Annotated in this window: 27 protein-coding genes; 21 read left to right on the top strand and 6 right to left on the bottom strand. The window is 63.3% G+C overall.

The window, feature by feature from the left end:
* Positions 1-9 precede the first annotated feature (9 nt).
* The 12 genes from ABC977_RS00340 (at position 10) to ABC977_RS00285 (ending at position 9,933) form a co-directional block, all read left to right on the top strand.
* On the top strand, positions 10-1,125 hold the full coding sequence (locus ABC977_RS00340; RefSeq protein ID WP_369665236.1) for a 4Fe-4S binding protein: 1,116 nt from the start codon (positions 10-12) through the stop codon (positions 1,123-1,125).
* Positions 1,113-3,596 (top strand): molybdopterin-dependent oxidoreductase, encoded by a 2,484-nt coding sequence (locus ABC977_RS00335; RefSeq protein WP_369665235.1) that lies wholly within the window; start codon positions 1,113-1,115, stop codon positions 3,594-3,596. The genes ABC977_RS00340 and ABC977_RS00335 overlap by 13 nt, the downstream gene beginning before the upstream one ends.
* Positions 3,597-3,622: 26 nt before the next feature.
* The gene (locus tag ABC977_RS00330) at positions 3,623-4,387 is read left to right on the top strand and encodes a 4Fe-4S dicluster domain-containing protein (RefSeq protein ID WP_369665234.1); all 765 of its coding nucleotides are present in this window, start codon (positions 3,623-3,625) and stop codon (positions 4,385-4,387) included.
* A gap of 15 nt (positions 4,388-4,402) precedes the next feature.
* Complete coding sequence (nrfD, locus tag ABC977_RS00325) at positions 4,403-5,545, top strand: NrfD/PsrC family molybdoenzyme membrane anchor subunit (protein WP_369665233.1); 1,143 nt, start codon at positions 4,403-4,405, stop codon at positions 5,543-5,545.
* A gap of 173 nt (positions 5,546-5,718) precedes the next feature.
* Positions 5,719-6,588 (top strand): TorD/DmsD family molecular chaperone, encoded by an 870-nt coding sequence (locus ABC977_RS00320; protein WP_369665232.1) that lies wholly within the window; start codon positions 5,719-5,721, stop codon positions 6,586-6,588.
* Position 6,589: 1 nt separating this feature from the next.
* The gene (locus tag ABC977_RS00315; protein WP_369665231.1) at positions 6,590-7,147 is read left to right on the top strand and encodes a hypothetical protein; all 558 of its coding nucleotides are present in this window, start codon (positions 6,590-6,592) and stop codon (positions 7,145-7,147) included.
* 165 nt (positions 7,148-7,312) lie between these two features.
* Positions 7,313-7,564, top strand: a complete 252-nt coding sequence (locus ABC977_RS00310) for a type II toxin-antitoxin system Phd/YefM family antitoxin (protein ID WP_369665230.1) — start codon at positions 7,313-7,315, stop codon at positions 7,562-7,564.
* Entirely contained in the window at positions 7,561-7,815 is a 255-nt protein-coding gene (locus tag ABC977_RS00305) for a Txe/YoeB family addiction module toxin (protein WP_369665229.1), read from the top strand. Before ABC977_RS00310 ends, ABC977_RS00305 begins: the two co-directional genes overlap by 4 nt.
* A 27-nt stretch (positions 7,816-7,842) precedes the next feature.
* On the top strand, positions 7,843-8,229 hold the full coding sequence (locus ABC977_RS00300) for a hypothetical protein (RefSeq protein ID WP_369665228.1): 387 nt from the start codon (positions 7,843-7,845) through the stop codon (positions 8,227-8,229).
* A 123-nt stretch (positions 8,230-8,352) separates the two neighbouring features.
* Complete coding sequence (locus ABC977_RS00295) at positions 8,353-8,601, top strand: DUF4258 domain-containing protein (protein WP_369665227.1); 249 nt, start codon at positions 8,353-8,355, stop codon at positions 8,599-8,601.
* Complete coding sequence (locus tag ABC977_RS00290) at positions 8,598-8,786, top strand: DUF2283 domain-containing protein (protein ID WP_369665226.1); 189 nt, start codon at positions 8,598-8,600, stop codon at positions 8,784-8,786. Before ABC977_RS00295 ends, ABC977_RS00290 begins: the two co-directional genes overlap by 4 nt.
* Positions 8,787-8,949: 163 nt before the next feature.
* Positions 8,950-9,933 carry a hypothetical protein gene (locus ABC977_RS00285; protein ID WP_369665225.1) on the top strand — a complete coding sequence of 328 codons (984 nt, stop codon included), beginning with the start codon at positions 8,950-8,952 and terminating at the stop codon, positions 9,931-9,933.
* A 156-nt stretch (positions 9,934-10,089) separates the two neighbouring features.
* On the opposite strand, the gene ABC977_RS00280 is transcribed toward ABC977_RS00285, so the two are convergent.
* On the bottom strand, positions 10,090-11,073 hold the full coding sequence (locus tag ABC977_RS00280) for an IS4 family transposase (RefSeq protein WP_439849135.1): 984 nt from the start codon (positions 11,071-11,073) through the stop codon (positions 10,090-10,092).
* 348 nt (positions 11,074-11,421) lie between these two features.
* On the opposite strand from ABC977_RS00280, the gene ABC977_RS00275 reads away from it, so the two are divergent.
* The 4 genes from ABC977_RS00275 to ABC977_RS00260 all read left to right on the top strand — a co-directional run bounded on the left by ABC977_RS00275 (position 11,422) and on the right by ABC977_RS00260 (position 14,270).
* Positions 11,422-11,691 (top strand): BrnT family toxin, encoded by a 270-nt coding sequence (locus ABC977_RS00275; protein WP_369665223.1) that lies wholly within the window; start codon positions 11,422-11,424, stop codon positions 11,689-11,691.
* A complete protein-coding gene (locus ABC977_RS00270; RefSeq protein WP_369665222.1) occupies positions 11,681-11,914 on the top strand; it encodes a hypothetical protein in 234 nt (77 codons plus the stop codon). Before ABC977_RS00275 ends, ABC977_RS00270 begins: the two co-directional genes overlap by 11 nt.
* 310 nt (positions 11,915-12,224) lie before the next feature.
* Entirely contained in the window at positions 12,225-13,271 is a 1,047-nt protein-coding gene (locus tag ABC977_RS00265) for a hypothetical protein (RefSeq protein WP_369665221.1), read from the top strand.
* A 114-nt stretch (positions 13,272-13,385) separates the two neighbouring features.
* Positions 13,386-14,270 carry a transposase gene (locus ABC977_RS00260; RefSeq protein ID WP_369665220.1) on the top strand — a complete coding sequence of 295 codons (885 nt, stop codon included), beginning with the start codon at positions 13,386-13,388 and terminating at the stop codon, positions 14,268-14,270.
* Between the two features lie 241 nt (positions 14,271-14,511).
* Here the strand turns inward: ABC977_RS00260 and ABC977_RS00255 are convergent, their stop codons facing one another.
* The 4 genes from ABC977_RS00255 to ABC977_RS00240 all read right to left on the bottom strand — a co-directional run bounded on the left by ABC977_RS00255 (position 14,512) and on the right by ABC977_RS00240 (position 17,538).
* Positions 14,512-14,790 carry a helix-turn-helix domain-containing protein gene (locus tag ABC977_RS00255; RefSeq protein ID WP_369665219.1) on the bottom strand — a complete coding sequence of 93 codons (279 nt, stop codon included), beginning with the start codon at positions 14,788-14,790 and terminating at the stop codon, positions 14,512-14,514.
* Positions 14,780-15,097: a transcriptional regulator gene (locus ABC977_RS00250; RefSeq protein WP_369665218.1), complete on the bottom strand. Its 318-nt coding sequence runs from the start codon at positions 15,095-15,097 to the stop codon at positions 14,780-14,782. The genes ABC977_RS00255 and ABC977_RS00250 overlap by 11 nt, the downstream gene beginning before the upstream one ends.
* 381 nt (positions 15,098-15,478) lie before the next feature.
* Entirely contained in the window at positions 15,479-16,816 is a 1,338-nt protein-coding gene (locus ABC977_RS00245; protein WP_369665217.1) for an ATP-binding protein, read from the bottom strand.
* A 5-nt stretch (positions 16,817-16,821) separates the two neighbouring features.
* Positions 16,822-17,538, bottom strand: coding sequence for a response regulator transcription factor (locus ABC977_RS00240; RefSeq protein ID WP_439849134.1), 717 nt, complete (start codon positions 17,536-17,538; stop codon positions 16,822-16,824).
* Between the two features lie 178 nt (positions 17,539-17,716).
* Here ABC977_RS00240 and ABC977_RS00235 point away from each other — a divergent pair, with 178 nt between their 5' ends.
* Together ABC977_RS00235 and ABC977_RS00230 are read left to right on the top strand one after the other, a co-directional pair.
* Entirely contained in the window at positions 17,717-18,679 is a 963-nt protein-coding gene (locus tag ABC977_RS00235) for a PepSY domain-containing protein (RefSeq protein WP_369665216.1), read from the top strand.
* Positions 18,680-18,795: 116 nt separating this feature from the next.
* The gene (locus tag ABC977_RS00230; RefSeq protein WP_369665215.1) at positions 18,796-20,034 is read left to right on the top strand and encodes a hypothetical protein; all 1,239 of its coding nucleotides are present in this window, start codon (positions 18,796-18,798) and stop codon (positions 20,032-20,034) included.
* 101 nt (positions 20,035-20,135) lie between these two features.
* Here the strand turns inward: ABC977_RS00230 and ABC977_RS00225 are convergent, their stop codons facing one another.
* A complete protein-coding gene (locus ABC977_RS00225; protein WP_369665214.1) occupies positions 20,136-21,089 on the bottom strand; it encodes a patatin-like phospholipase family protein in 954 nt (317 codons plus the stop codon).
* Between the two features lie 305 nt (positions 21,090-21,394).
* Here ABC977_RS00225 and ABC977_RS00220 point away from each other — a divergent pair, with 305 nt between their 5' ends.
* The 3 genes from ABC977_RS00220 (at position 21,395) to ABC977_RS00210 (ending at position 26,006) form a co-directional block, all read left to right on the top strand.
* On the top strand, positions 21,395-23,437 hold the full coding sequence (locus ABC977_RS00220) for a DUF1302 domain-containing protein (RefSeq protein WP_369665213.1): 2,043 nt from the start codon (positions 21,395-21,397) through the stop codon (positions 23,435-23,437).
* A gap of 31 nt (positions 23,438-23,468) precedes the next feature.
* The gene (locus ABC977_RS00215; protein ID WP_369665212.1) at positions 23,469-24,818 is read left to right on the top strand and encodes a DUF1329 domain-containing protein; all 1,350 of its coding nucleotides are present in this window, start codon (positions 23,469-23,471) and stop codon (positions 24,816-24,818) included.
* 261 nt (positions 24,819-25,079) lie between these two features.
* The gene (locus ABC977_RS00210) at positions 25,080-26,006 is read left to right on the top strand and encodes a WD40/YVTN/BNR-like repeat-containing protein (RefSeq protein ID WP_369665211.1); all 927 of its coding nucleotides are present in this window, start codon (positions 25,080-25,082) and stop codon (positions 26,004-26,006) included.
* Positions 26,007-26,008 lie beyond the last annotated feature (2 nt).

The raw sequence follows: 26,008 nt of genomic DNA, 5'->3' as shown, positions 1-26,008 counted from the left end.
CGCCAGCCGTTGCATACGTCGTCCAGGCTGGCTCTCGACGGCGACCGCTGCCTGCCGAGCCGCTACCCAGGGACCGACTGCCAGCACTGCGTGCAGGCCTGCCCGACCGGGGTACTGACCGTCACCCACCACGGACCACGGTTGGCCACCGGGTGCGTCGAGTGCGGTCAGTGCGCTGCCGCCTGCCCTAATGAGGCCTTGGCGCTGCCGGGCTTTGCGCTCCGTGCCAAGCGACAGTCGGGCGCGGTCGCCGTCGATTGCTGGCGCGTCCCGCGATCCGAATCGCCGGTGGGCGCGATCCGCGTACCCTGTCTCGGCGGCCTGACCGCGACCGACCTGCTGGAACTGTCGGCCGAGGCCGACGGCCGTCCGGTTGCGCTCCTCGATCGCGGCTTTTGCGCCCGATGTCCGGCCGGTGCTGCACGGCATCCGGTCGAGAAGTCGCTGGCGACCGTCCAAGGTTGGCTTCAGACCCTGCGGATCCCGCCGCTCCACTGGCCACGGTTGACCCAGTGGCCGCTACCGCCCGAGCGGATGGTCCAGGAGAGCAGCGAGCCCCTGCTCGAAGCCCGGGTCAGTCGTCGCGGCCTGTTCGTCGGCCTCGCCGAGATCGTGGAGCCGGCGCCCCCGCAGGACCGCGGGGCCCAGGACCGCCCGTCGCGGCGACTGGCGGCCCTCGCGCGCCTCGAGGTCGCGCGTCCGTTCCCGGCCGCGTTGTTCCCGGCGCTGAGCGCGAACGACCAGTGCGCGGATCATCAGGTCTGTGTGGCGGCCTGTCCCACCGGGGCACTTCGCCGCTACCGCGAGGACTCAGCTCGCGGGCTGGCCTTCGATGCCGAGCGCTGCACCGGATGTGGGCTGTGCATGCAACTGTGTCCCAGTCGGGCGCTGACGATGGCGCGCGAAGGTCCCGCCGCGACCCATCCAGGCCCTTCCATCCTGACCCGATTCCGCGTTCGGTCCTGCCCGGATTGCGACGCCGACTACACCGGCGACGGCCCGGTCTGTCCGGCCTGCGCGAGCGATCAAGCATTTGCGCAAGAGGCCTTTCGAACCCTGTTCGGCGCCGTCGCGCCGCATTCAACCAACAACGAAGCAGAGGAGGACACCCGATGGAGTTATTGAAGACCGCGCTGTCGCGGCGGCGTTTTCTGAAGGCCAGCAGCGCCGCCGGTGCCTTGGGCGCCGTTGGCTTCGGCAGCGGGGCCCTGACCCGGCTCCGCGAGGCCGAGGCGCAGGTGCACACCACGACCTTCGAGACCAGGATCACGAAGAACATCTGCCACCAATGCCCGGCCCGGTGCGGTATCGACGTCTACACCACGAACGGCCGTGTTCACGCGATCTATGGCACGACCGAGCACCCGATCTCGAATGGCAAACTCTGCCCGAAGGGGCCGCTCGGGACCTACATCCTGTACGACCCGGACCGGTTCAAGGGTCCGATGAAGCGCACCAATCCGAACAAAGGCCGCAACGAGGACCCGGGCTTCGTCCCGATCTCATGGGACGAGGCCCTGGACACGGTCGCCGAACGCCTCAATCACCTGCGCGACCAAGGCGAATCGCACCGCTTCACGCTGGCCTACGGGCGTGGCTGGGGCGCCTCCTGTGCCGGCCTCCAAGGGACCTTCGGCGCCCTCTACGGATCGCCGAACGTCGCGATCGGCCATTCCTCGATGTGCTCGGACGGCAGCATCATCTCGAAGAAGGCCCTCGACGGAGTCGGCGGCTACAACGCCTACGACTATGCGAATGCCAACATGCTCTTGATGTTCGGCGTCGGCTTTCTCGAGGCCTTCCGCCCTTACAACAACAACATGCAGGTCTGGGGCTACATCCGCGGCGTCAAGGTGCCCAAGACGCGGATCACCGCCGTCGATATCCATCTGAATACGACGCTGGCCGGTTCCGATCGCGCGCTCTTGATCAAACCCGGCACGGACGGGGCGCTGGCGCTGGCCATCGCACACGTGATCCTGACCGAAGGCCTGTGGGAGCGCCCCTTCGTCGGTGACTTCCACGACGGGGTCAACCGCTTCAAGAGCGGTGAGCGCGTCGACCCGGAATTGTTCGAGGAGAAATGGGTCAAGGGCCTCATCGACTGGTGGAACCTGGAACTGAAGGACCGTACCCCGGCCTGGGCGGCCGAGGTCACGAGCCTGTACGTCCGCGATATCCTCGCCACGGCGCGCGAATTCGGCTCGACACGGCCGAGCATCGCACTCTTCGAACGCGGCGCCCATGCCCACTCGAACGGCGTGTTGAATGGCATGGCGATCCATGCGCTGAACGCGCTGGTCGGCTCCCTCTATGCCAAGGGTGGGCTCATGTCGCAGATGGGCCCGTCGTATGGGCCGATGCCGGTCGATGCCAAGGATTTCATGGACGACTATGCGCAGAACGGCCCTTGGAAGACGCAGCCCCGCATCGACCTGAAGGGGCACAAGGACGGCTATCTGCTCGCCAACAACATGCTCCAGGAACTCGGGCCGAACTCGCTCGCGGGCCATCCCTACAAGCTCGACACCATCATGTTCTATCAGACCAATCCGATCTGGACCGCGCCCAACGGCCAGGTCTGGGAGGAGGCGCTGAAGGAGCTCTTCGTCATCGACACCTCGCCCTTTCCCGGCGAGACGGCGATGTTCGCCGACCTGATCCTGCCGGATCACACCTATCTGGAGCGCCTACAGGATGCGCCGACCTATCCGTTCCAGGGCTGGCCTCTGACGCAGTTGCGGGTGCCGGCCATCCCGCCGCTCTACGACACCAAGTATTTCGGCGACACCCTGATCGAGATCGGCAAGCGCATCAAGGGACCGATGAGCGACTACTACAAGGCACTGGGCGATACCGAGAACGTGATCCGGCATCTGGCCAAGGGCTTCGAGGCCGATCCTGGAGACAACGGCGTCAAGGATTTCGAAAGCTGGAAGGAAAAGGGGGTCTGGTACAAGAAGCCCTACGTCTATCGCTACGAGGACGGCGAGTTCCGCAAATGGGACGGCGAGGACTACGGGATCCTCATGACCGACGACGAGGTGAAGGCCGAGATCTTCAAGACCAGCTCCGGCAAGTTCGAGCTGCGTTCGGGTTGGCTCGAGGAAAACGCCGACTGGATCGCCGAGAAGACCGGGCGGACCCGGGACACGCTGATGATTCCGCACTGGGAGGAGCCGAAACACCCAGGCGGTGGCGATCTGTACATGGTGACGCCGAAGGTGGCGATGCACGCGGAGGGCCGCGGCGCCAACATCCCGGTCGCGATCGCAACCCTTCAGCCGGTGCTCGGTGGGCGGAGCACCGCCTACATCGAGATCAATCCGCGGACCGCCCGCGAGCGCGGCATCGCCAATGGTGCACGGGTCCGGCTGAGGTCGGAGCTCGGCAGCATCGAGGGCTACTGCAAGTATTTCGAGGGCTGCCGGCCCGACACCATCGTCTTCCCGATGGAGCACGGTCACTGGGCCATGGGGCGCTGGGCGAAGGGTCGCCTACCGGAGCACTGCGGCGAGATCACGGTCAACCAGTCCGACCGGATCACGGGCCAATGCAGCTACTACACCACCAAGGTCAGCATCGAAGCGGTCTGACGCGCGTCATCTGGAGATCTTGAACCATGGCGAAATGGGGAATGGTCATCGACCTCGACAAGTGCACGGGCTGCCAGGCCTGCACGACCGCCTGCACGATGGAGAACAACCGTCTGCCCGGCGAGAACTGGCAGGATGTCCTCTTCTACCACGAAGGGACCTATCCGAACGTCAAACTGATGTGGTTCCCGCGGCCCTGCATGCACTGCGAGAACGCCTCCTGCGTCTCGGTCTGTCCGACCAAGGCGACCTATAAGGACCCGGACGGCGGCTTCGTGCTGATGGATTACAACAAGTGCATCGGCTGCAAATACTGCCAGGTGGCCTGCCCCTACGGCGTGCGCTTCTACGTCGACGAACGGGCCATCGTGCAACCGGACATCCGCGGCGTCTTCCCGAGCGACACCGATCGAGTATGGGATCCGCCGTACAAGGGACCGCACGACGATCCCGCGCGCGGGATCGGCATCCAGCCGCATGGCGTCGTCTCCAAGTGCACCTTCTGCTATCACAAGGTCAGCAAGGCCCCCAAGGGCGTGCCCGACCTCGACGAGGACATCCCGGCGCTGAAGGAATATGTCCCGGCCTGCGTGCGCGTCTGCCCACCGAAGGCCCGTTTCTTCGGCGATCTCGATCAGCCGAACAGCCGTGTCAATCGGCTGATCGCCGACAACCGCGGCGTGCGTCTGAAGGATCACACCGGCAACAAGCCGCAGGTCTACTACCTGTCCGGCGGCGCGACGGCCTCGGTGCCCTCGCTGCGCAGCTCGCGCGCATCGGGCCAGGCCTAATCGAGGGGGAACATCATGAGCGTTACCACGAAACAAGTCGGGATCATGCTGCTGGCCTTGACGGGCCTGCTGGTGACCGGCTGGCTGGTCTTCGACAGCCTGTCGACCCACGGGCATGCCGCCTTCAACACGGATAATTTGGGGATCTTCTGGGGCTTCCCGATCGTCATCTACGACTACTTCCTGCTGACCTCGACCGGGCTCGCGATGGTCGCCACGATGGCGATCCTGTTCGGCGGTGACGACTTTCGGCCGATCATCCGGCGGGCGGTCTGGCTCGCCCTGGCCGGCCTGCTCGGCGGCGTGGCCGTACTGATGCTCGAACTCGGCCACCCATTGCGGGCCCTGTGGGCGATCCCGTTCAGCTTCGCGTTCAGCTCGCCGCTCTACTGGAAGGTCATGGCCGTGAGCTTCTATGTGCTCTCGCTACTGATCCTGTTGGCTCGGATGCTGAAGCCCGATTGGAGCATGGCGGACTTGCGGGCCAATGCCGTGGTCACCCTGGTGCTGGCGCTGAGCGTCACCGCGATCGCCGGCGTCGTCTACGGCTCCCAGAGCTTCCGGCCCTTCTGGGCCTCGGGCGACATCCCGGTCGCCTTCATCTTCGAATCGTTGCTCGGCGGGCTCGCCTTCATCATCTTCTTCAGCTATCTCGCCTACGCCTTCAACCCGGCCGCGGTCCCGGCCAGCGTCAAGCGCCTGTTCGACGATCGCCTGACCGGCCTGCTGGCCTTGGCGATCTTCATCCATCTGCTGTTCGTTGTGGCCCGGATGAGCAGCGGCCTCTATGGCAACGTCGAGGGTCTCCAGGTCTGGCGCCATGTCGCGACCTCCCCGCTGTTCCTCGCCGAGGTCTTCCTGGGTCTCCTGCTGCCGCTCGTGCTCTTGACGTACCCGGGCACCCGGATCCGCCCCTGGGCCCAGATCATTGCCGCGTTGCTCGTGATGAATGCGCTGCTGATCGCACGCTACGAGTACATCATCGGCGGCCAGCTGGTACCGCTGTTCAAGGGCGCCTGGGCACCGGATCTGCTGAGCTACATGCCATCGCCGACCGAGTGGCTGTTGCTGCTGATCGCGGTCTTTCTGTCGAACTTCGTCAATGCCTTCGGCGAGGTGACCTTGAAGCTCGGTCGCGAAGGGTCAGCCCACCCCTGACCTGGGCCGATCCAGGACCGGCCGCCTATCGAGGACAGAGACGTCCAAACAGGCCGCCTGGGCTTTCGTATCGGTCCCCGCGTGGCGTCGTCGCGCGGGGACGCAGGATGTTACGGGGTGCCCAGGCAGCGGTCGCCCTCCGTGACACTTTCCACCATCTTCGAAGCCATCCGATGAGCCAACACGACATCCTATCGAGCAAACTCGACTTCTACCTCTGTCTGGCCCGCGCCTTCGCGATTCCGGATTCCGCCGACGCCCTGCCACTGCTGCGCGAGGCCCTGCCGGCGGATCTCGCGGAATTGGCCCCGACCTGCGGCTATCCGATCGATGGGGCCTTGCACGCCTATCGCCAGACGATGGCCAAGGTCATCGACCACGAACAGTTGCGGGTCGCCTATTCGCGTCTCTTTCTGGTCCCCGGCGAGCCGCATCCCAACCTCAATACCGGCGCCTACCTCGATGGCACGCTGAACGGCGGCAGCGTGACGGCACTCGAGACCTGTTATCGGCGCTGCGGTCTCGAACGCGACCGGGACTTTCACGACCTGCCCGACCATATCAGCGTACAACTGGAATTCGTCGCACGGCTCTTCGCGGCGGAGGCCCAGGCGTTGGAGGCGGGCACCGCGCGGCCGCCGATCGCCGTCGACGAGTTCCTGGCCCGCTTCGTCGCGCGCTGGATCGGACCGCTGCATGCCGAGATCGAGGAGGCCAGCCGCCGATTCCGGTTATCGGAGCACCCCTATCTGGCCTTGACCGAGATCCTTCGGCAGGCCATCGTCGCCGAGGTCGGCCTCGACGACACCGCGGTCCACCCGGACCCGGGTCCCGATCCCGAAATCGCCCGTCTGCGCAGCCAGTACGCCGGCCGCACGCTCAATGAGGCCGACCTGGCGATCATTCGGCAGCGACTCGCAGCCGATGGGCTCCCGACGGATCATGTGGCCATCCCGATCGATGAGCGGGATCGCACCATGGGCCTGGCCACGATGACGCCCCCGGCACCGCCGAACCGTCGGCTCGCATCCCGCCAGCCGTGACGTGCGGCCAACACCCGTGCTGGCCGTCGCGGCGAGCCTCCTGGTCGCGGCCGGCTACTTGACCCTCGCCAATGGACCTCGGGCGGAACCCCCGAGCGAGGACTACCACACGGGTACGGCGATCCGCTCCGCGGCCGAGCGGGCGCACATCCAGGCCGCGATCGATGCGGAACGGCAGGCGGCGACGGACCGGAACCGCCCGGAGCCGCCGAACACGGCCACCGAGATGGAGAGCCCCCCCGCACTGGGCGCCCCCGAACCGCGCGACCGGATTGGCGACCCCCTGCTCACGACCCATTGCGGCACCTGCCATGCCCTCGACCGGTTGGCCACCGTGCATCAAACACGGCTCGGCTGGCGGCTCACCATCGCCCGGATGCGCCACCTCAACCGCGCGCCCATCCCCCGCGAGGCGATACCGCGGCTCGTCGATCATCTCGCGCACACCCAACCGGCCCCGCCGACGCGAGCGATCGCCGAGTACGGCCTCATCCTGACCCTATCGCTCGTTCTCGCGATCTGGGGCTATCGGCGAATCCGTAGCGCGACCGGACGCTGACGCCTGAGACCGTTGCCGGGGCGACTACCGCACACCCAGCAGGTCGGGGTTCCGGGCGATCCTCGTCCTCGGGTGAGCGGAAAACCGCCCGCCACGCAGACGGTTGTTAGACCCTTTCAGGTACGATATCCTGCACATGAACAACATTCTGTACAGGAGTCAGCGATGGATGCCATCAGTTACACAGCCGCTCGAGGCAATCTTGCAAAAACCATGGAGCGGGTCTGTGAAGACCATTCTCCTGTGATCATCACTCGGAGCAAAGCGCCGTCCGTGGTCATGATCTCACTCGAGGACTACGAAGCCCTGCAGGAGACGGCGTACCTCCTGCGTGCACCAAAGAACGCCCGTCGCTTGCTGGAATCCATTGTCGAACTGGAGCAAGGTGGTGGTCAGGAAAAGGAACTTCGTGAATGAAACTCGTGTTCTCCGCGAACGCTTGGGAAGACTATCTGTATTGGCAGAAGACCGACAAAAAGTCCTTGAACCGAATCAACAGGCTGATCCAGGAAGTCAAGCGAGCCCCCTGTGAAGGTGTCGGTAAACCAGAGCCCCTCAAACATGGCCTCGCTGGTTACTGGTCCCGGCGAATCAACGAAGAGCATCGAATGGTTTACAAGGTCACGGATGACGCCTTGCTCATCGCTCAGCTTCGGTACCACTACTGATTCAACGAGGGGGCGGGTCTCTCGCCAATGATCCCGCTCGACCTCGTGCACCGCCGGACAAGCGGCGACATCGACCAACGACAGTTGCAGTGCGTCGATCATTTGGCGAAACTGCCAATCACTCCGTCGCTGCTCGCGGGCGTAACGAGGGAAAACGCCGTGATCTCTGCTGCCGATACCTCCACCAGCCGCTTCGGGCGCACTGCCGCCGCGAACGCCTCGGCCCGCATCACATACCACCGCCGCTGCGCCGAGGGCACCCGCGTCCGGTCCAGCGCGGACAGATATCGATCCCATCCCGACGGCTGCCCCTGCTCCCGACGCGGGCCGCCGCTCCTGGCCAAAGGTCCGGTAGATGACGCGAAACCCGACGAGCTTGCTGACTTCCTGGTCGACATTGTAGAGCTCGAATAATGTGCTAGGCTGGCTACAGCGTAGCGGCAAGGCCTAGGCGACAGCCTAGTCAACTGTCGGGCCTAAAAAGCGGAACGAAGATCGGGAACGCTAGCTTCAAGCGGACAATATACCTAGATCAGCATGGATTTCATTCTGACAGATCACGCACGTAAGAGATGCGCACGCCGAGGCATACAGGAAAGGCGGATACGCGAAGCATTGGAAAACCCCGCAACAATTGAACAGGATATTCACGATTCAGACCTTGCTCACGCGCTCTGGCCTGTTCCAGAAAAGGGATTTCGCATTCTCCGTGCGATCTACAATGAAACCGTCCATCCTGTTGCGGTTGTTACCGCGTTTTTTGAGGCAAAGGCTAAAACACCATGAAGCTGGAATTTGATCCAACGGCGGATGCCGCTTATTTTGAGATTTCTTCTGCACCTGTAGAAAGAACGGAAGGAATAGAGCCGGGCATCAACGCCGATTATGATACTGAAGGACATCTTGTAGGTATAGAGGTGCTTTCGGTAAGCAAGAGGAGCATGCCTGAGACCTTAGAAAAGGTGGCATGATCGCTCCCGCTTCATGTGCACAGCCAGTTGAGATATGCCCAACAAGTGGCTCGGCTCCGACCCAATACCGCGCACCGAGCTCGGCGCGCGCCTTTAACGCCCTGCGAGCGCGGTATTGGTCGGGCTAGCCATACGTTAGCCTGAAAAAGAGCACCACGCCGCTATGCCACCAACCTTTGATGATTTATCGTTAACGAAGCTTTCTGAAAGAACCGATTACGAATGCTGGCTCTTGGAAGCTGTTTACGCAATAGTCGAGCATGAGCTATTTCGTTCTTGGCCCGATGGCGTCATCTACACTTTAGGGAATCCTTCACCTCAGTTCATAGGCTATTTAGCGATAAGCGCCCCTATAGGCGACTGGCGCCCGGGCTTTCTCAAGGCGGGAGCTCCGCTTGTCCTAGTGTCAACCTTCAAGCTTATTGATATGCTGGTCGAATGGGTTCTTCGGGAGAATGGGGTTGCTTCTACGTTCAAATTTCAGCAAAAGCTGCAACATCTCGAAAACACACCCGAATTTCCTCCGCTAATCGAAACTCGGCCGTGGCTCAAAAAGCGCATTGTTGGTCTGTACAGCACCTTGGAACCACTCCGCGGGACGATCATCCACGATAGGCATTTCGCCACAACGGATGGTTCCATTCGTGTTTCCAGCTCCAAAGGAGGCGTGGTCGGAGACCCTGTAGAAATTACCGGCGAAAAGCTACGAATACTTGCTCGAGTTGTAGTGAGCGTTTTGAAATATCTCGAAGGCGATTGGCAACTCGACGAGTTTCGGGAGAAACGCCTTCGTCGAGATCTCGACGAGCTCCAGGATCTGCATCGATTACCAACGTTGGGGCAGCGCCAGCCATTTCACGTGGGCGTGCGCGTATACACTTCCAATCCCGACCCTCTTCAAATCGACATTGCAGTAATTCGGCAGGCCATATCCTCCCGTCACAGCAACAGCGACATATCTTTCGATTTGCGTGTTCTAGTAGTACAAGAACGTTCAATATCGAACGCTTTCTTTTTCCCGTGGGTCGTCTTTGCCAACGCAAACGGACAGTGGGATCCGAGCACAAATCCTGGCTTATTCAGAGCCGGAATACCCAATGACATAAAGCCCGAGCATCTACACGCGCCAGGGCTAACCATTGCGTAAGCGCCGACCCAAAACTGCGCGCGCAACTCAGTGGTAAGTTTAGGCGTCATCATGGAGAACGCGAAGACGGCGAAAACGGGGTCAGTGCGGAATGGCACGGTCTTAAGCGGTCTGCGCCTGCCGGGATGGTCGTAAGCCATTGTTGTGGAGCAAACTTTACCGTTGCTTTTTCGGGTGGCCAAAGGCCCGAACGCGTTCTCGGGCATCCGCTCTTGGCTCCATGAGCAATCCGAAGCGGTTGCGCCTTCGTTTAATCAACCGGGGTTCGATGCGCCCGGACCTGAGACCAACAAGGGTCCGGGCGATCAAGATCATGAGCTGGTACATGCTCTCGCCGTCCTCGCTGCCGCGCGCGATCTGTGTCCAAGCGGTCCAAACCTGCACGGTGTGCTTGAAGCTGAGTTGGCGCGGAATCTGGTCGCTCAGCCAGGCGGACTGCGCCATGAGCAGACGAATCAGGTTGTACGCCAGGAGGTACACCCACAGCTCCTTGCAAGCCATCTTGGGACTCTTGCATCGCAGCGTCTCCATGCCCAGCGTGGTCTTGATGTTTCGAATGTCCAGCTCGACATGCCAACGGCGTCGATACAGCGCCTTGAGGACGCCTTTGGGCGTGTCCTTCGCATCGAGGAAGGTGGTCACGAGGAGCTTTCCGCCACACTGGATCTCGCGCACATTGAGCGTCTCGGGCAGACGGGCATATTCCTCGGGGCTCATCCAGTCAGGACGCTTCTTCGGCTTGCTCAGGACGACGATGTGATCGTGTTTGTCCAGGACCTCAGCGAGGGCGAAGTCGGTGCTGCGCTTGCGCGCCCCGTATTGCTCGAACAGTCCATCGATGCCGTTGCCGATGAGCTCGGCAAGCAGGAAATAGGTCGGGTAGAAGGCATCACCGAGCAGGATATCGCCGCCTTCGAGGTTGTCGAGCATCTCACGCAACAGCGTCTGCTCGTCCCCGCCCTTGCCGACACAAGGGCCGGTGGCGGCGTCGCACAACGCCCCGCTACCCAGGCAGATCAGCGCCTGAACGCGCATCAGCGGGAAGCCCAGGCCCGGCTTCTGGCTGTCCGGCTGGGGATACGCCGCCTGGTTCACCTCGTTGTCGGGCAGGGTCGTCGTGGTTCCGTCGGTCAACAGCACGCGGCGCCCTCGCCAGTGCCAATGGCGCGGTGCGTCGCGCGTTAGCAAGTGTAACCGGCAACTGGCTGGCGTTCTGTTCTGCGCGCGGGAGATGCGGACAATGGTCCCTGTTCTTGATCACGACAGGAGACCACGATGGCCACGACGAAGACGGGGGTGCGGCGCAGCCAGGGTCAAGAGGAGGGGGTCAGGTCTTGCAATCACGCATAGTCACCTAGCGAACCGGTCAAGCCGACCCCGCGCGGCAGCGTCTTGGGCTAATCTTAAGCATGGCGGCGCACGGGTCGGCTTACCGCAGCGTTGGGCGCGTAGAAACCCACGGCACCCGCAGGAGAGCACGGAAATACTGTGAAGTTCGCCTGGAACGCAAAGAAAGCCGAGGCCAATCTTCGCAAGCATGGGGTAGACTTCGACGAGGCCGCCACCGTGTTCGGTGATCCCTTGGCTGGCACGTTCGCCGATCAGGATCATTCTGTCGGGGAGCAGCGATTCATCACCGTAGGACGCTCGTCTTCGGGTCGGCTCTTGGTGGTGGCACATACTGAGCAAGGCAACGAGTTTCGGATCATCAGCGCACGACAGGCAACTGCACATGAGCGGAAGCGTTATGAACTCTGACGACATCGAAGACGATCTGCGCCCCGAGTACGACTTTGATTTCTCCAAAGCCGTTCGCGGCAAGCATTACGAGGCGTACATGCGCAGCACCAACGTCGTGGTTCTCGACCCCGATGTTGCCGCTGCTTTTCAGAACTCTGAGGCGGTCAACGCCGCGCTCAGATCAATGCTGGAGTTTGCAAAACGGACCGCGGAACTCACCACGCACGGAAGCACCGAATGACTCCCGCTAGCGCATTCAGAGCAAACGTTCAGAGCAAACGGGGGCAAGTCTTGACCCCGCTTTTCGCTTTGCGACAACGGATATCGCGCTTTCAGCAGACATTGCACGCAGGCTACAGCTAGCAGTTGAACGAATGAATCACGTTCTGCACAGCATTGGACAGATGCACTTCGAAATGCTATTCGGTGAACTAGAAGCGTTAATGGGAGAATGCATGGATGTAATGGGCCGGTTCCGTATTGCCATCTTTGAAATGTGCCGGTAACGCCGCAATAAAATGTTATCACCCCCCAAATTGCGGTTTCCACCGATGGATAAAAGACACGAAGTAATTCTCCAGCCCTTTTCCGAGCAAGCGGGCAACTTCTGGGCTGAGTTCCCGTGTCCTCACTGCAATGAAACGGTAAGGGCAACATCAAAAGTCCAAAGGGACTTGTCGTGTGGCGGTGCTGGACATAGATGCAATAAATGCGAAACCTACTTTGCGTTGTTTCGTTGTCCGTCCTGTGGGCAGGTAGCCGGCTTTGACGATAAAGAATGGGAAACCCTTTCTAGCCCCGACGGAGCCGAATGCCCCAACTGCAAGGCGCTGCTATACAGAAGGAAAGAAACCTGGCGCCCAACTTTAATGAGCATCGTTAGTTATCGGCCTTCTCTTTCCCCCTGGACGGTATCAGATATTGAGCAGCAATATTTGCTACGTGTGAAGCGTAAGTGCGCACCCGAGGATCAAAAGAGAATTGCTGCGCGGCATCATGCGGTCGGGGTTCGCATGAAATCTGCGAAGCAATCAATGGAGTTCCTGTTAAAAGAGACTTGGTACTCTCCTGTTTCATTTTCTAATTCTCCGAACCACCGCCCGGAAGATAAGATTCGCACGCCATTCGATCATGACTTCCATGACAGGACACTCGGGTTTATTAATAACTTGCGATCAGCCCTCGATATGCTCGCACAAGAAATTACATCTATTTACCTGTCTAATTACAGAGAAAGCGAAATAGAGCTCAGGACGTTTGCCGAGAAATTATCGCTGAATCCAAATTCCATTGCGCCGGCCGTCGATGCTTTTAAGGCGACCGACCGATTCAACTATCTGAACAAGCTAAGAAACGTGCTGCAACACCGCAGGCTTCCGCTAACCGTAACAAGCGGAGAATTCGAAACGAAAAGCTTAGATGCTATTCGCCCTGTCCAAGTGCGGTCAGTCGCAAGCATACAGTTGCCCGCCAACCCATATGACGAGCCAGACGATCTTCCGAGCCTAAGCGGCGTAGATCTATTTTATTTCATAAAGAGAACATATGCGGATGTTGAGGCGCATATCTTAAACGTGTACGAGAAGATAGAGCCCTAACGAATAAGGTTAGATCGTCCGAGTGAAGCGAGCGACGATCTGAACCGTTGGAATGCGGGGTCAGAATGCGGGGTCAGGTCTTGCAATCCAGCACCGCCCGACTACACTGAGCCCATGGCCAGACCCCTTCGTATCGAGCTAGCCGGCGGGCTCTACCACGTTACCTCGCGCGGCGATCGGCGTGAGGCCATCTATCGTGACGATGCGGACCGCAGCGCTTGGCTGGAGCTCTTAGGCGATGTCTGTGAGCGGTTCAACTGGCGGTGCCACGCCTACTGTCAGATGACGAACCATTACCACGTCGTCGTCGAGACACCGGAGGCCAACCTGTCCAAGGGTATGCGCCAGCTGAACGGTGTCTACACCCAAAGGAGCAACCGACGCCACGGGCTGGTCGGACACCTGTTCCAGGGACGCTTCAAAGCCATCTTGGTGGAACGCGATGCGTACCTGTTGGATCTCGTGCGCTACGTCGTACTCAATCCCGTGCGCGCGGGAATGGTACCGGCGGCGGAAGGGTGGGCATGGAGCAGCTACCGGGCGATGATCGGGCGGGCGTCGGCGCCGGCGTGGTTGGAGACGGATTGGCTGCTCGGGCAGTTCGGCGAGGAACGCGGCGTCGCGCAGGCCGGGTATGCGGATTTCGTTCGCCAAGGGGTCGGCGGTGCGAGCATCTGGGAAGGTCTGCGTCATCAGGTCTTTCTCGGCAGTGAGGGGTTCGCCGAGCGCCATCGCGCGACGACCAAGCCCTTGGAACGGCTGCGCGAGGTCCCACGCGCGCAGCGCCGGCCGTTGGCGGAGCCGCTCGCCGGCTTCGCGCGCCGGTATCCCCACCGTGACGAGGCCATGGCTCGAGCCTTCGCCACCGGCGTCTACACGATGCAGGAGATCGCCGCGTTCTTCGGCGTGCATTACTCGACGGTGAGCCGCGCCGTACGACGCCTCAAGGCCACACCAAACTGCAGCGCGCCGGCAACCTCAAGCAAGCAAGGTGCTTGAATGCAAGACCTGACCCCTTGACCCTCTGACCCGACCCCTTGACCCGACCCCTTGACCCGACCCCTTGACCCGACCCCTTGACCCGACCCCTTGACCCGACCCCTTGACCCGACCCCTTGACCCTGAGGCCGCGCACCGTCTGAATCGACGAGTGGCCGTCGTCATCGGGTCCGAGCTTGTGCCGAATGCTGCTCAGGTGGACGTCGATTTGAGTCGTTTAGGCGGCTGACATGAGCCGCCCTCAGACCAGCTCGCGCAACACCTCGGGATGGCGCTCGGCGACCTTGAACAGGGTGCGAGCCGCACCACTGGGGCGACGGCGACCCTGTTCCCATTCCTGCACGGTACGCACGGAGACGCCGAGCAGCTTGGCGAATTGCGCCTGGGACAGGCCGGTCTTCCGGCGTGCGGTCATCGATGGCGAGTGCACGGCCGTCCCCTGTCCGGCCTTCATCTGGCGGATGGACGCGAGCAGTTTTTCACCCAGTTCTTCGCCGGTGATGGTGTCTTCAGTGGTCATGGATCAGTTCCTCGCGGATGGCTTTGAGCAGATGCGTCGGGATGTTGCCGCACTCGGCCTTGGCATAGATCACCAGCAGGTAAATTCGTCCATCTTCGAGCCGGTTGTAGTAGATCACCCGCGCTCCGCCGCGCTTACCCATGCCTGCGCGCGTCCAGCGGACCTTGCGGCATCCGCCCGAGCCGGGAATGGCCTCGCCGGCCAGCGGATGAGCGGCCAGCCAAGCGCAAAACGCCGCTCGTTCGTCTTCGGACGAGATCGCGCGGGCGTCCTCGGTGAACAGCGGCGTTTCGATGATGGTGTACATGGCCCGATGGTACGTCTAAGACGTATGACTCGCTAGGTCTGGCCCGTGGAACGCAATTACGTTGACCGTTTCCGAAATACCTCAATCACGCCGGTCGATAGCCATGTTGAGCTCACGCCGAATGGCATGTGACCCTATCTGGGCGGCGGGCGAGCCTTAGCGTTAGGCGGCTACGGTGCCGACAAGGCGATCGAGGCAGGCAACCGCTGAGTACCTTGCGGGTCAGCAATCCATCCCCACGGCCTGCGGCTGGCTCCAGCTCAGGAAAGGGATGCGTCGCTTGGCCGCCCCGGCTGCGGAGAGATTCCAGGATGCGAGACCCGGTAACCCGGTGTCTCGCCATTCCGTTCACCTGGTCAGGCTCGGTGCGGATCGTCAGCTTCAAGCGATTGCCGGCAGGTCGACCTCGACCTGCAACCCGCCCCCTGGGCGGTTGCGGGCGCGAATACTACCACCATGCGCCTCGATGGCCCGGCGAGCGATGGCCAGCCCAAGCCCGAAGCCGGCGGTCTTGGCCCCCGCCTCGCTGCGGAAGAAGGGTTCGAAGATGGCCTGCAACTCGCCTTCTGGAACGCCGGGCCCCCGGTCTGAAACGGTCACCACCAGCCGGTCGGGATTGCCGGCGGGATCGGCGTGGCGTGCGATCTCTACCGCGACCGTGCTCCCGAGGTCGGTGAACTTCACCGCATTGCGGACCAGGTTCTCCAGGGCGCGGTGCAAGAGCTCGACGTTGGCAATGACCCGTGCCTCGCCGGCGCCGAAGAATTCGACCCGCCGGCCAGTCGCCTGCGCCTCGAAGCGCGCATCCTCGGCAACCTCCCGCACCAGCTCGCCCAGGTCGATCTCTTCGTCCGCGGCCCGCGCCATCCCCGCTTCCATCCGTGACAGGGTCAAGAGCTCGCCGACCAACTGGTCGAGCCGCACCGCTTCGCGCTCGATGCGAGCGAGCGTGTCGGCGAACCGCTCGGGTCGTTGCCGCGCCAGGCCGATAGCGGCTTCCAACCGCGCCAGCGGCGAGCGCAATTCGTGGGAAACGTCATGCAGCAGGCGCCGCTGGGCGTTGACCAGGGTCTGCAACTGCCCGGCCATGCGATCGAAGTCGCGTCCGAGGTCGGCGATCTCGTCGCGCCGCCGCCCCATGCGCTGACTGATTCGCGTGTCGAGCTTGCCGGCCGCCGCGGCGTCGAAGGCCCCGCGCAGGTGACGGATCGGGGTCGACAGATACCAGGCCAGCCAGGCGCTGAAAGCGAGGCTCGCCAGGATGCCGACGCCGATCGGCAGGACCAGTGGGAGGTGATGGAGCGGCTTGGGGCCACCGGCCGGCACGAAGAACAGATAGTCGCGCCCCGCGACCCGTTCCAGGCGGGCAATGCGTGGTCCCCGATCCTCGTGCGCCAGCCGGCGCGCCTGGGCCACCAAGCCCGAGGGGACGGCACGCCCCAGCAGCTCCTGCCCGGCATCGTCGACGACGTAGACATGGGCGCCGCGATGCAGGGCGAGCGATTCCTCCAGGTAGTCGTTCAGCGCCGCGCGGCCCCCGTGCTGGAAGACCTTGGCCGCCGCCGACACCAGAAAGGCCGCCCGGGGTCCGCTCGCCAACTCCTGCCCGCGTTCGGCGAGTGCCTGCTGGTGCAGCCAGACGGCGGTGCCTACCCCAAGGCTCGCCGCCAGCAGCGCCAGCCAGAAGGCGAGCAACAGCTTCCAGAACAGCCGACCCATGGCCCTCATTCCCGCACGAACTGGTAGCCGAGGCCGCGCACCGTCTGAATCGGCGAGCGGCCGTCGTCATCGAGTCCGAGCTTGTGCCGGATGCTGCTCAGGTGGACGTCGATGCTGCGGTCGTAACGGGCCAGCGGGCGGCCCAGTGCCTGCTGCGAGAGTTCCTGTTTGCTCACCACCCGGCCGGCATGGCGGACCAGCACCTCGAGCAGATTGAACTCGGTACTGGTGAGCTCGAGCGGCTGGCCTCGCCACTCCACATGACGCCGTTCAGACCACAAGGTCAGCGCCCCGGCGGTCAAGGGCGCCGACGACGCGGTGCTCGGCGCCGGCATCTGGGTGCGCCGCAGGATGGCTCGGATGCGCGCGACCAGTTCCCGTGGGCTACAGGGTTTGGGCACATAGTCATCAGCGCCGAGCTCGAGGCCGACGATGCGGTCCACGTCGTCACCCCTGGCCGTGAGCATCAGGACAGGGAGGCGCCGATCCTGCGCGCGGATGCGGCGCAGCGCTTCGATCCCATTCAGGCCCGGCATCATCACGTCCAGCACCAGGATCCCGTACTCGCCCGATAGGGCCTGATGCACACCGGTCTCACCGTCCGGCACGGCCGTCGCCTCGAAACCCTCCCGCTCGAGGTACTCGGTCAGCATCTCGCCCAGTTCCAGGTCGTCATCGACCAGAAGGACCCGCGTCATCACCGCCCCCGCTGCACTTGCCATCCGAGGCGACCATCATCGCGACCCGCGTTCGAGAATCAAGGCCATTGACCTCTTGTTACAGGACTTTACCGATCTTTACACGAGGCTTACACAGCTTAACGCAGGCCCCGGCTAAGGTAACGACATCCCGCTGCATCGGCGGGAACCACTGCTCAACCAAGGCGAGGGACCTCGCACCATGCTTCCGAAACGACTCAAGCGCCCGCTCCTGATCGCCCATCGCTGGGTGGCCCTGGGGCTGACCCCGGTGTTCCTGCTCATCCTGTTGTCCGGGGCGATCCTCGCGGTCAAGCCGATCCTGGGCACCGACCATAGCGCCGCCCCATCGGCCCGGGTCAGCACGGACGCCGTGGCCGCAGCACTCGCGGCCATCGATCCGGCCGGTCGGGCAACCGCAGTCAGTCTGTCGGCAGATGGTCGATCGATCGAGGTGAAATCCGAAGACCCCGCCGTAGCCGGGACCTTCGATGTCGCGACGCGGACCGCTGCGGCCAGTCAGGGCTTCGACCTGTTCGGCTTCGCACTCGATCTTCACAAGAATCTGCTGGTCGGTGCCGGCCTCCTGGTCGAGATCGCCACCTACGCCATGGTCGCGATCCTGGTCACCGGCGTCCTGTTCGGCCTGCCCAGGCTGCGCAACACGCTCGGGGGCTGGCATCGCGGCATCGGCTGGTTCGCGCTCCCGCTGCTCGCACTGTTGCCGATCACCGGACTGCTGATGGCCCTGCACATCGGCAAGCCGACGTTACCCACCCTCGCGCCCGGCGAGCCCATCGGTCTGGCGCGGGCGATCCAGGCCGTGCCGCAGCCAGCGGACGGTCAGCTCGTCATGGCACGGCGCTTTCAGGCGGGCAGCGCCCTGGTCAAGACCAGGTCAGCGCAAGGCGAAGCGGCCCATGTCGTCGAGTCCAACGGCCAGGTCGCGGTCACCGCGACGCCGAGCTGGGTCAAGCAGTTGCACGAAGGCACCTGGGCCGGCGCCTGGTCGGGCGTGATCAATCTGTTGTCCGCGCTGCTCCTGATCGCCGTGACCGTCACGGGACTCTATTCCTGGTTGCGTCGCCAGCGGCGGCCGAGTCGATGTGACGACCGAACGCAACGGTCTCACCGATTGCCAACGCAGCACCCTCTTGATCGGTGACCCCGTCGAAAGTCGCGCTCGAAGCGCAGGGCAATCTTCGAGATCCCGTTATAATCCGTCGATACGATCCCAGGTACCCCTGCCGTGTTCTCGGTCACCCACCAGCGATGCTGCCCATGCGCTTGATGACGATCCTGCGACTCCTGCTACTGGCCTCGGCACTGACGCTGCCGACGGGGTTCGCCAACGCGACCGATCCCGCGACCTTCGGGGTGCTCTACTCCGTCTGGATCAAGCCGGAGAGCGAATCCGCGGTGGTGAAGATCCGCCTGACGCGCAACGTCCATTTCGTTCAACGGCTGACGCTGCGGATCGACCCGCAACGCCACAGCCACTTTTTCGGCACCGGACAGGTTTCTGTCCAGGGCAACCAGGTGCGGTGGACACCGCCGGCGCAGGACGCCTGGCTGCAGTACCGGGTGGACATCAACAGTCGGCGGGACAACGGTGCCTACGACGGCATGATCACGCCCGAGTGGGCGCTGTTTCGCGCCGACGATCTGGTACCGCCGATCCACTCGAAGTTCAAAGATCGCACCTCCGCGAGCGCCAAGCTGCAATTCCGCCTGCCCGAGGGCTGGTCCGTCGAGACCCGTTATCCCCGCTATGAAAGCGGCCGGTTCAAGGTCGACGATCCCCGCCGGCGCTTCGGCCGGCCGACGGGCTGGCTGGTGATGGGCCACATCGGCACCCGCCGCGACCACATCGGCGACAGCCGTGTCGCCGTGTCGGCCCCGGTCGGTCAGGATGTGCGCTACCTCGACATCCTGGCGTTGCTGCGTTGGACACTACCCTCCATTCAGCAACTCTTCCCCGGGTTTACCGACCGTTTGTTGGTGGTTAGCGCAGGCGATCCCTTTTGGCGTGGTGCCCTGTCCGGCCCAGGATCGATCTACCTGCACCGCGACCGGCCGCTGATCAGCGGCAACGGCACCAGCACTCTGGTCCACGAGTTGATTCACGTCGCCATGCGCGCCCGCAGCGGTCCCGGCGCCAACTGGATCGTCGAGGGGCTCGCGGAGTATTACTCACTGGAGATCCTGCGTCGGTCGGGCACCATCAGCGAGGCCCGTTTCGAGAGGGCGCACCGGAAACTGGCCGAGTGGGGAAAAGACGTCGAGAGCCTCGATGTGGAGCGCTCCAGCGGTCCCATCACGGCCCGGGCGGTAGGGGTAATGCGGGAGATCGACCGCGAGATACGCCGCAAGAGCAACGGGGCCCACAGTCTCGACGATGTCGCGAGGGCCCTGGCTGCCGACGAAGGCCCCGTGACGGTGCGCCGCTTCGAGGAACTGGTCGCGGACATGAGCGCAGTGCCCAAGACCGCCACCCGCTCTCGCAAGGGGCCGGCATGATTGTCGTCGTCTGCTCGTGCAAGGGTCGCGGCCTGTGCCCGTCGGGCAACACCCGGCCCAACGGGCATCGGCGCATTCACCCGGCGGTCAGCTGGTGCTATCTAGGGTCGGTGTCGAGTGCCCAATAGACTGCGCTCCGGGCAGCTTCGTCCGGTCGTCGACTCGCCGCTCGGCATCGCGCTCTCGGCCAGCCGATACCCCAGCTCGATCATCTCGCGGGCGCGGAAGAACTCGTGCGCGCCACAGGCATCGCGTGGCACCTCGATCACCACGTCGGGCGCATAGGCCGCCAATTTCAGGCGCGCAATGGCCTTCTGCATCGTCTCGTACGACCGGCTCACAAGCTCGAACATCCCGAGGTCCCGCTCCGGCGGGGCCATCAGATTCTGACCGATGACATCCAGAAACTGCACGATGCGCGCGTGCAGATCGAGATCACCGCCATCGCGCTCGTCCCGCGCCGCCGCCGAATCCCGTGTGCGTGCGATGTCGGTCTCGCCATTGAGATCGACCGCGATGGTCAGGTCTGTCAGATCGCGGAAGGTCGGCGCGATCGGCACCGGATTCAGGAGACCGCCGTCGACCAGTGTCAGGCCTTCGTGATGGTGCGGGGTGAACACGGTGGGCACCGCGATCGAGGCGCGAATGGCGTCGAAGAGCGGACCGCGCGACAGCCAGACCTCGCGCTGGCGTTCGATATCGGTCGCCACCGCCGTGTACGCGATTGGCAGATCCTCGATCAGGTGCTCGCCGACCATGTCCCTCAGCGTGTCCATGATGTGATCCCCTTTGAACAGACCATTGGCGCTGAACGCGAAATCGAGGAAACGCAGCACATCGGTGCGCCGCAGCGCGCAGACCCAACGGCGATACGCATCCAGTTCGCCCGCCGCGTAGATGCCACCGACCAGCGCCCCCATCGAGGATCCGGAAATCGACGCGATGCGATAACCCTGTTCCTCCAACCACTGAATCACGCCGATATGAGCGAGCCCCCGGGCACCGCCACTACCCAACACCAGAGACACGGGAGTTCCCTTGGATAGCTTCTTCATTCTGACTCCATCGTTCTCGATTCGGAATTGACCGACACGACCCTTGCCGTCCTCCGCACGCCACGGAGCGACTCCTTGCCTTAGAAACGTGGCGGGAAATGACCGCACCTCACAAATCATACCCTTATCCACGCACCCAAGCCGGGTGGGCAGGGCGGCGCGGCGCCCATCGGCTGGCCGCCTGGCGCATCCAGCGCGTTGCTACCCAAACAAAATCCCAAAATGTATGATGCCGAAAAGGGGGACCAGACCAACACAGAACACCGCCGGCGTGGCCCGGCGTCCGTACGAGGGGGAAATCGCTCATGTCTGAAAAGAATCGCGGTCCCGCACCGCCCCATCTGATTGCCGGTGCTCTGGGTGCCGCGGTGGCCTTGGCCATCGCGGCACCGTCCGTTTCCGCGTTCGAGTTCACATCCGGAGAGATCACTGGCAGCTTCGACACCACCTTGTCCGTTGGCGCGCTCTGGCGGCTTCAGAACCGCGAGTCGTCGCTGATCAGCCTGGCCAACGGCGGCAGCTCACGCGATCCCAACGCCGACGACGGCAACCTGAACTACGATCGCGGTGAACTGGTCTCTCTAGCGTTCAAGGCCACGCACGACCTGGAGCTGAACTACCGGGATTACGGGGCCTTCGTGCGGGCATCGTACTTTTATGACGACGCGATCATGGGCAAGGGCGAGCTCAATCGGTCTGCCCGGCACGAGGCCGGCCGCGACGCGGAGCTGCTCGATGCCTTCGTGCGCGGGCGGTTCGACGTCGCGGGCCGCGATCTCAATCTGCGTTTGGGTCGACAGGTCGTCAGCTGGGGCGAAAGCACCTTCATCCTGAACGGGATCAATATACTCAACCCGATCAATGTCAGTCGCTTACGGATTCCGGGGTCCGAGCTGCGCGAGGGATTGATGCCGACCACGATCCTGTGGGGCGCGCAGGAGTTGACCGACAACCTGTCGCTGGAAGCGCTGTGGATGGCTCAGTGGGAGAAGACGAAGATCGACCCGGTCGGTACCTTCTTGAGCACCAACGACTTCGTCGCGAAAGGGGGCTCGACGGCCTATACCGGGTTCGGGCGGCGCAACGACGGGAATGCCCTACCTGGCATCTTCCCGGTGGACCCGGCCGGACAGCTTTCGGCCCCGCGATCGCCGGATCGCCAGCCTGGCGACGGAGGGGAGTACGGCGTGGCCTTGCGCGCCTTTCTGCCGGCACTGAACTTCACCGAGCTGGGTTTCTACCATGTGAATTACCACAGCCGCATCCCTTATGCGTCAGGCTATCGCGGCGGTATCACGACACCTGGAACCATTGCCGGACCGCTGCCGGGCGGTGCCGACGCAGCCCTGGGGGCAGCCGGCATACCCGTCGCGCCCGGCGCGCCTGGTTGCACGGTCGTCGACATCCCGACCTTCGGCGCCTTGCATTCGGCGGCGAACATCGGCGCGTTGGCCGGTGTGCTCGGCGGTAATATCGCGCTCGCGACACAGCTCTCGGCGCTCAATGCGACCAACGCGGCCTGCGGCAACGCGGCCCGCCGCGGTGGTGCAGGGAGCTACTTCGTCGATTATCCGAAGGACATCCAGCTGTTCGGCGTGAGCTTCAATACCTCGGGGCCGGCCGGCATCGCGCTCCAGGGCGAGTATTCCTATCGCCGCAACCAGCCGCTGCAATTGCCGTCGGCGGAGCTGCTCGGCGCGGCTCTCGGAATCGGCAACCAACTGACCGGCACCGACCCCGCCGCGGCGGCCGCTGTCCCCTATGGGACCGAGATCACCGGTTATCGCCGGGTCGAAATGCATCAGATGCAGATGACCGCGACCAAAGCCCTGTCGCGCGTGCTGGCGGCTGATCAAGTAATCCTGGTCGGCGAGGTCGGCTACACCCGGCTCCAGCTGCCTTCCGATATCCGCTTTGCGGCTCCCGGCTGCCACCTCCCGCAACCGGGTTCAGCGACAGCCGCCTCGTACGGCTCGACCGACACGAACTGCTTCGCGACGAAGGACTCTTGGGGCTACCGGTTGCTCGCCCGCTTCGAATACCCGAACGCGATCGGACCGGCCACGCTCTTTCCGAGGATCGCCTTCTTCCACGACGTCGATGGACGCAGCCCAACCTTCAATGAGGGGGCGAAGGCTTTGACGCTGGGAGTCGAGTTGAATTACCGGCAGAAGTGGCAGGCGGATCTCGCCTACACGTCCTTCTTTGGTGGCGACAAGGTCCGAGGTGTCGATACGCCATCACCGGGCCAAAGCCTGCCGCCCGGCCAACCGGCCGCCTATGCCAGCCACACCAACCCGCTCGTCGACCGCGACTTCCTCGCAATGAGCGTGAGCTACTCCTTCTGACCCATTCGTGATTTTCCGGAGAGAACTCAGTATGCAGAAGATGATGCGCACCATCGGCGCGGCTCTGGCACTCATCCTGGCCGCTCCGATCGCCCTCGCCCAGGTCTCGGCGACCGAGGCCGCCCGCCTCGGTCGGGACCTCACGCCGATGGGTGCGGAACGCGCGGGCAACGCCGCGGGCACGATTCCAACGTGGAACGGCGGACTGACCCGCCCCCCGGCCGGCCATGTCCGTGGCGGCCACTATGCCGATCCCTTTGCGGAGGATCGGCCCCTTTTCACGATCGACGCGACCAACCTGGGCCAGCATCGCGACAAGCTGACACCGGGACAGATCGCGCTGCTCGAGACCTATCCGACCTGGAAGATGAGGGTGTTTCCCACGCGGCGCAGCGCCGCCTTCCCGCAACGCCATTACGACCAGACCACTGCGAATGCGACCCGAGCATCCTTGGTCGATGGTGGTCGCACCATCGCCGGAACCACTGGAGGGATCCCGTTCCCGATCCCGAAGAATGGCGCCGAGGCGATCTGGAACCACTTGGCCCGCTACCGCGGCGAGACCCTCGCGATGAACTGGAGCCAGGCCGCCGTCACGCGCACCGGCAGCTACACACCGGTACGCTTCGAATACGAGTACGACTTCCACTACGGCAGCCTCACCAAATCGCCCGACCAGATCGAGCCGGGAAAGATGTTCAACTTCCTGCAGACAGTGACCGCGCCGGCGAGGCTCGCGGGTCAGATCCTGCTCGTTCATGACTACCTGGATTCGCGCCAAGCCTGGACCTACAACCCGGGTCAGCGCCGCGTGCGGCTGGCGCCGAATATCGCTTACGACAACCCCGGCACCGCCGCGGACGGACTGCGCACGACAGACGACTTCTTCATGTTCAATGGGGCCATCGACCGTTACGACTGGACGCTCGTCGGTAAGCGCGAGATCTACGTGCCCTATAACTCGTACAAGCTCGTCGGGAACACGATCGGCATGGCCGATGTGCTCCAGGCCGGCCATATCAATCCCGAGCATGCCCGCTACGAGCTGCACCGGGTCTGGGTCGTCGACGCGAACCTGAAGCCCGGCGCCAGCCATATCTACAAGCGCCGGACCTTCTATATCGATGAAGACTCCTGGATGGTGCTGGTCATCGACAAATATGATGGGCGCGATCAATTGTGGCGGGTTGCCGAACAACACAACATCAACTTCTATGACATCCCGATGCACTATCCGGTCATCGAAGTGCATCACGACCTCCAATCACGCCGCTATATCGCAATGGGCTTGAGAAACGACGAACCGAGGATCTACGAAGAGATCGAGTATCGACCCGCGCGCTTCACGCCAGCCGGGTTACGCGGCATCGGGACACGCTGACCGTGCCGCGCGACGCGAAAAGACGCAACGCGCAATAGGGAGCGCCCTGAGGCTTGCTACCCGCTGGCCGCGTGACCAGCGGGCACGCGTGTGATCCGCGCGCTGACTCCCGAGATCGCCCGCGGCGCCTCGGGTGCGCTGGCGCGTGTGCGTGGAGAGGGCCAATAGCGGGCTTGGAAGCAACCACGAGGGGCACTCGGTGCCGCGAAGGTCAAATCGTTGCAAAGGCTTATCGGATTTGCTTTTTCGGCGTTCGTCGTCATGGCCGCCGTGTTTGCCTTCGCGGAGCGGCCGCTCCCCGCGATGCCGACGACCGAGGTGCGTATCGAACACCTCTTGATGCTCGATGTCGCCCGGGTCGGCGAGCGGCTCATCGTTGTTGGCGAGCGCGGTGCGGTCTTTTTTTCCGATGATGACGGGCAGACCTGGCAGCAGGCGACCACGCCGCGGACACCGATGCTGACGGCAGTAACGGCCGTCGACGACCAGACGCTCGTGACCGTCGGCCATGATTCCACGATCCTGCGCAGTGTCGACCGTGGTCTGAACTGGCAGAAGGTCTTCTCGGAACCGGCGGCCGAAGAACCCCTCCTGTCCGTCTGGTTCAATGACTCCGGACACGGCTTCGCGATCGGCGCCTACGGTCGTGCGCTCGAAAGTCGCAACGCCGGACTCGACTGGGTCGAGCGCACGGTCGATGGAAACGAGCTGCATCTGAACGCCATCGTCGCGGTTGGCGGCCACCTGTTGGTCGTCGGCGAGGCCGGCACCTTGCTGCGCTCGGATGACGAAGGGGCGACCTGGCACGCGCTCGACTCGCCTTACGCCGGCTCCTGGTTCGGTGCCTTGGCGCTACCAGACGAATCGGTCCTGGCCTTCGGGATGCGCGGTCACCTGTACCGGTCCGTCGATGTCGGAGAGACCTGGACCGAAATCTCCACCGGAACCGAGTCCTCGCTCTTCGGCGGCCTAGTCCTCGCCGACGGAACCCTCGTGCTGGTCGGCCAGAACGGGCTGGTCTTGACCGGACAGCAAGGCGCGACCAATCTTACGGCCCTGGACAGCGATACCAGTCGCAATTTCACCGCCGTCATCGACCGGAAGGACAAGGATGGTCTGCTCTTGATCGGCGAACGCGGTGTGCACGAAGCGGACCGCGCACCCCGCCATCCCCAAGGCGATCTCTGACG

Source organism: Thioalkalicoccus limnaeus, from assembly GCF_041197575.1.
GTDB classification, from domain to species: Bacteria; Pseudomonadota; Gammaproteobacteria; order Chromatiales; family Chromatiaceae; genus Thioalkalicoccus; species Thioalkalicoccus limnaeus.
This window is presented reverse-complemented; position numbering and strand designations above follow the sequence as displayed.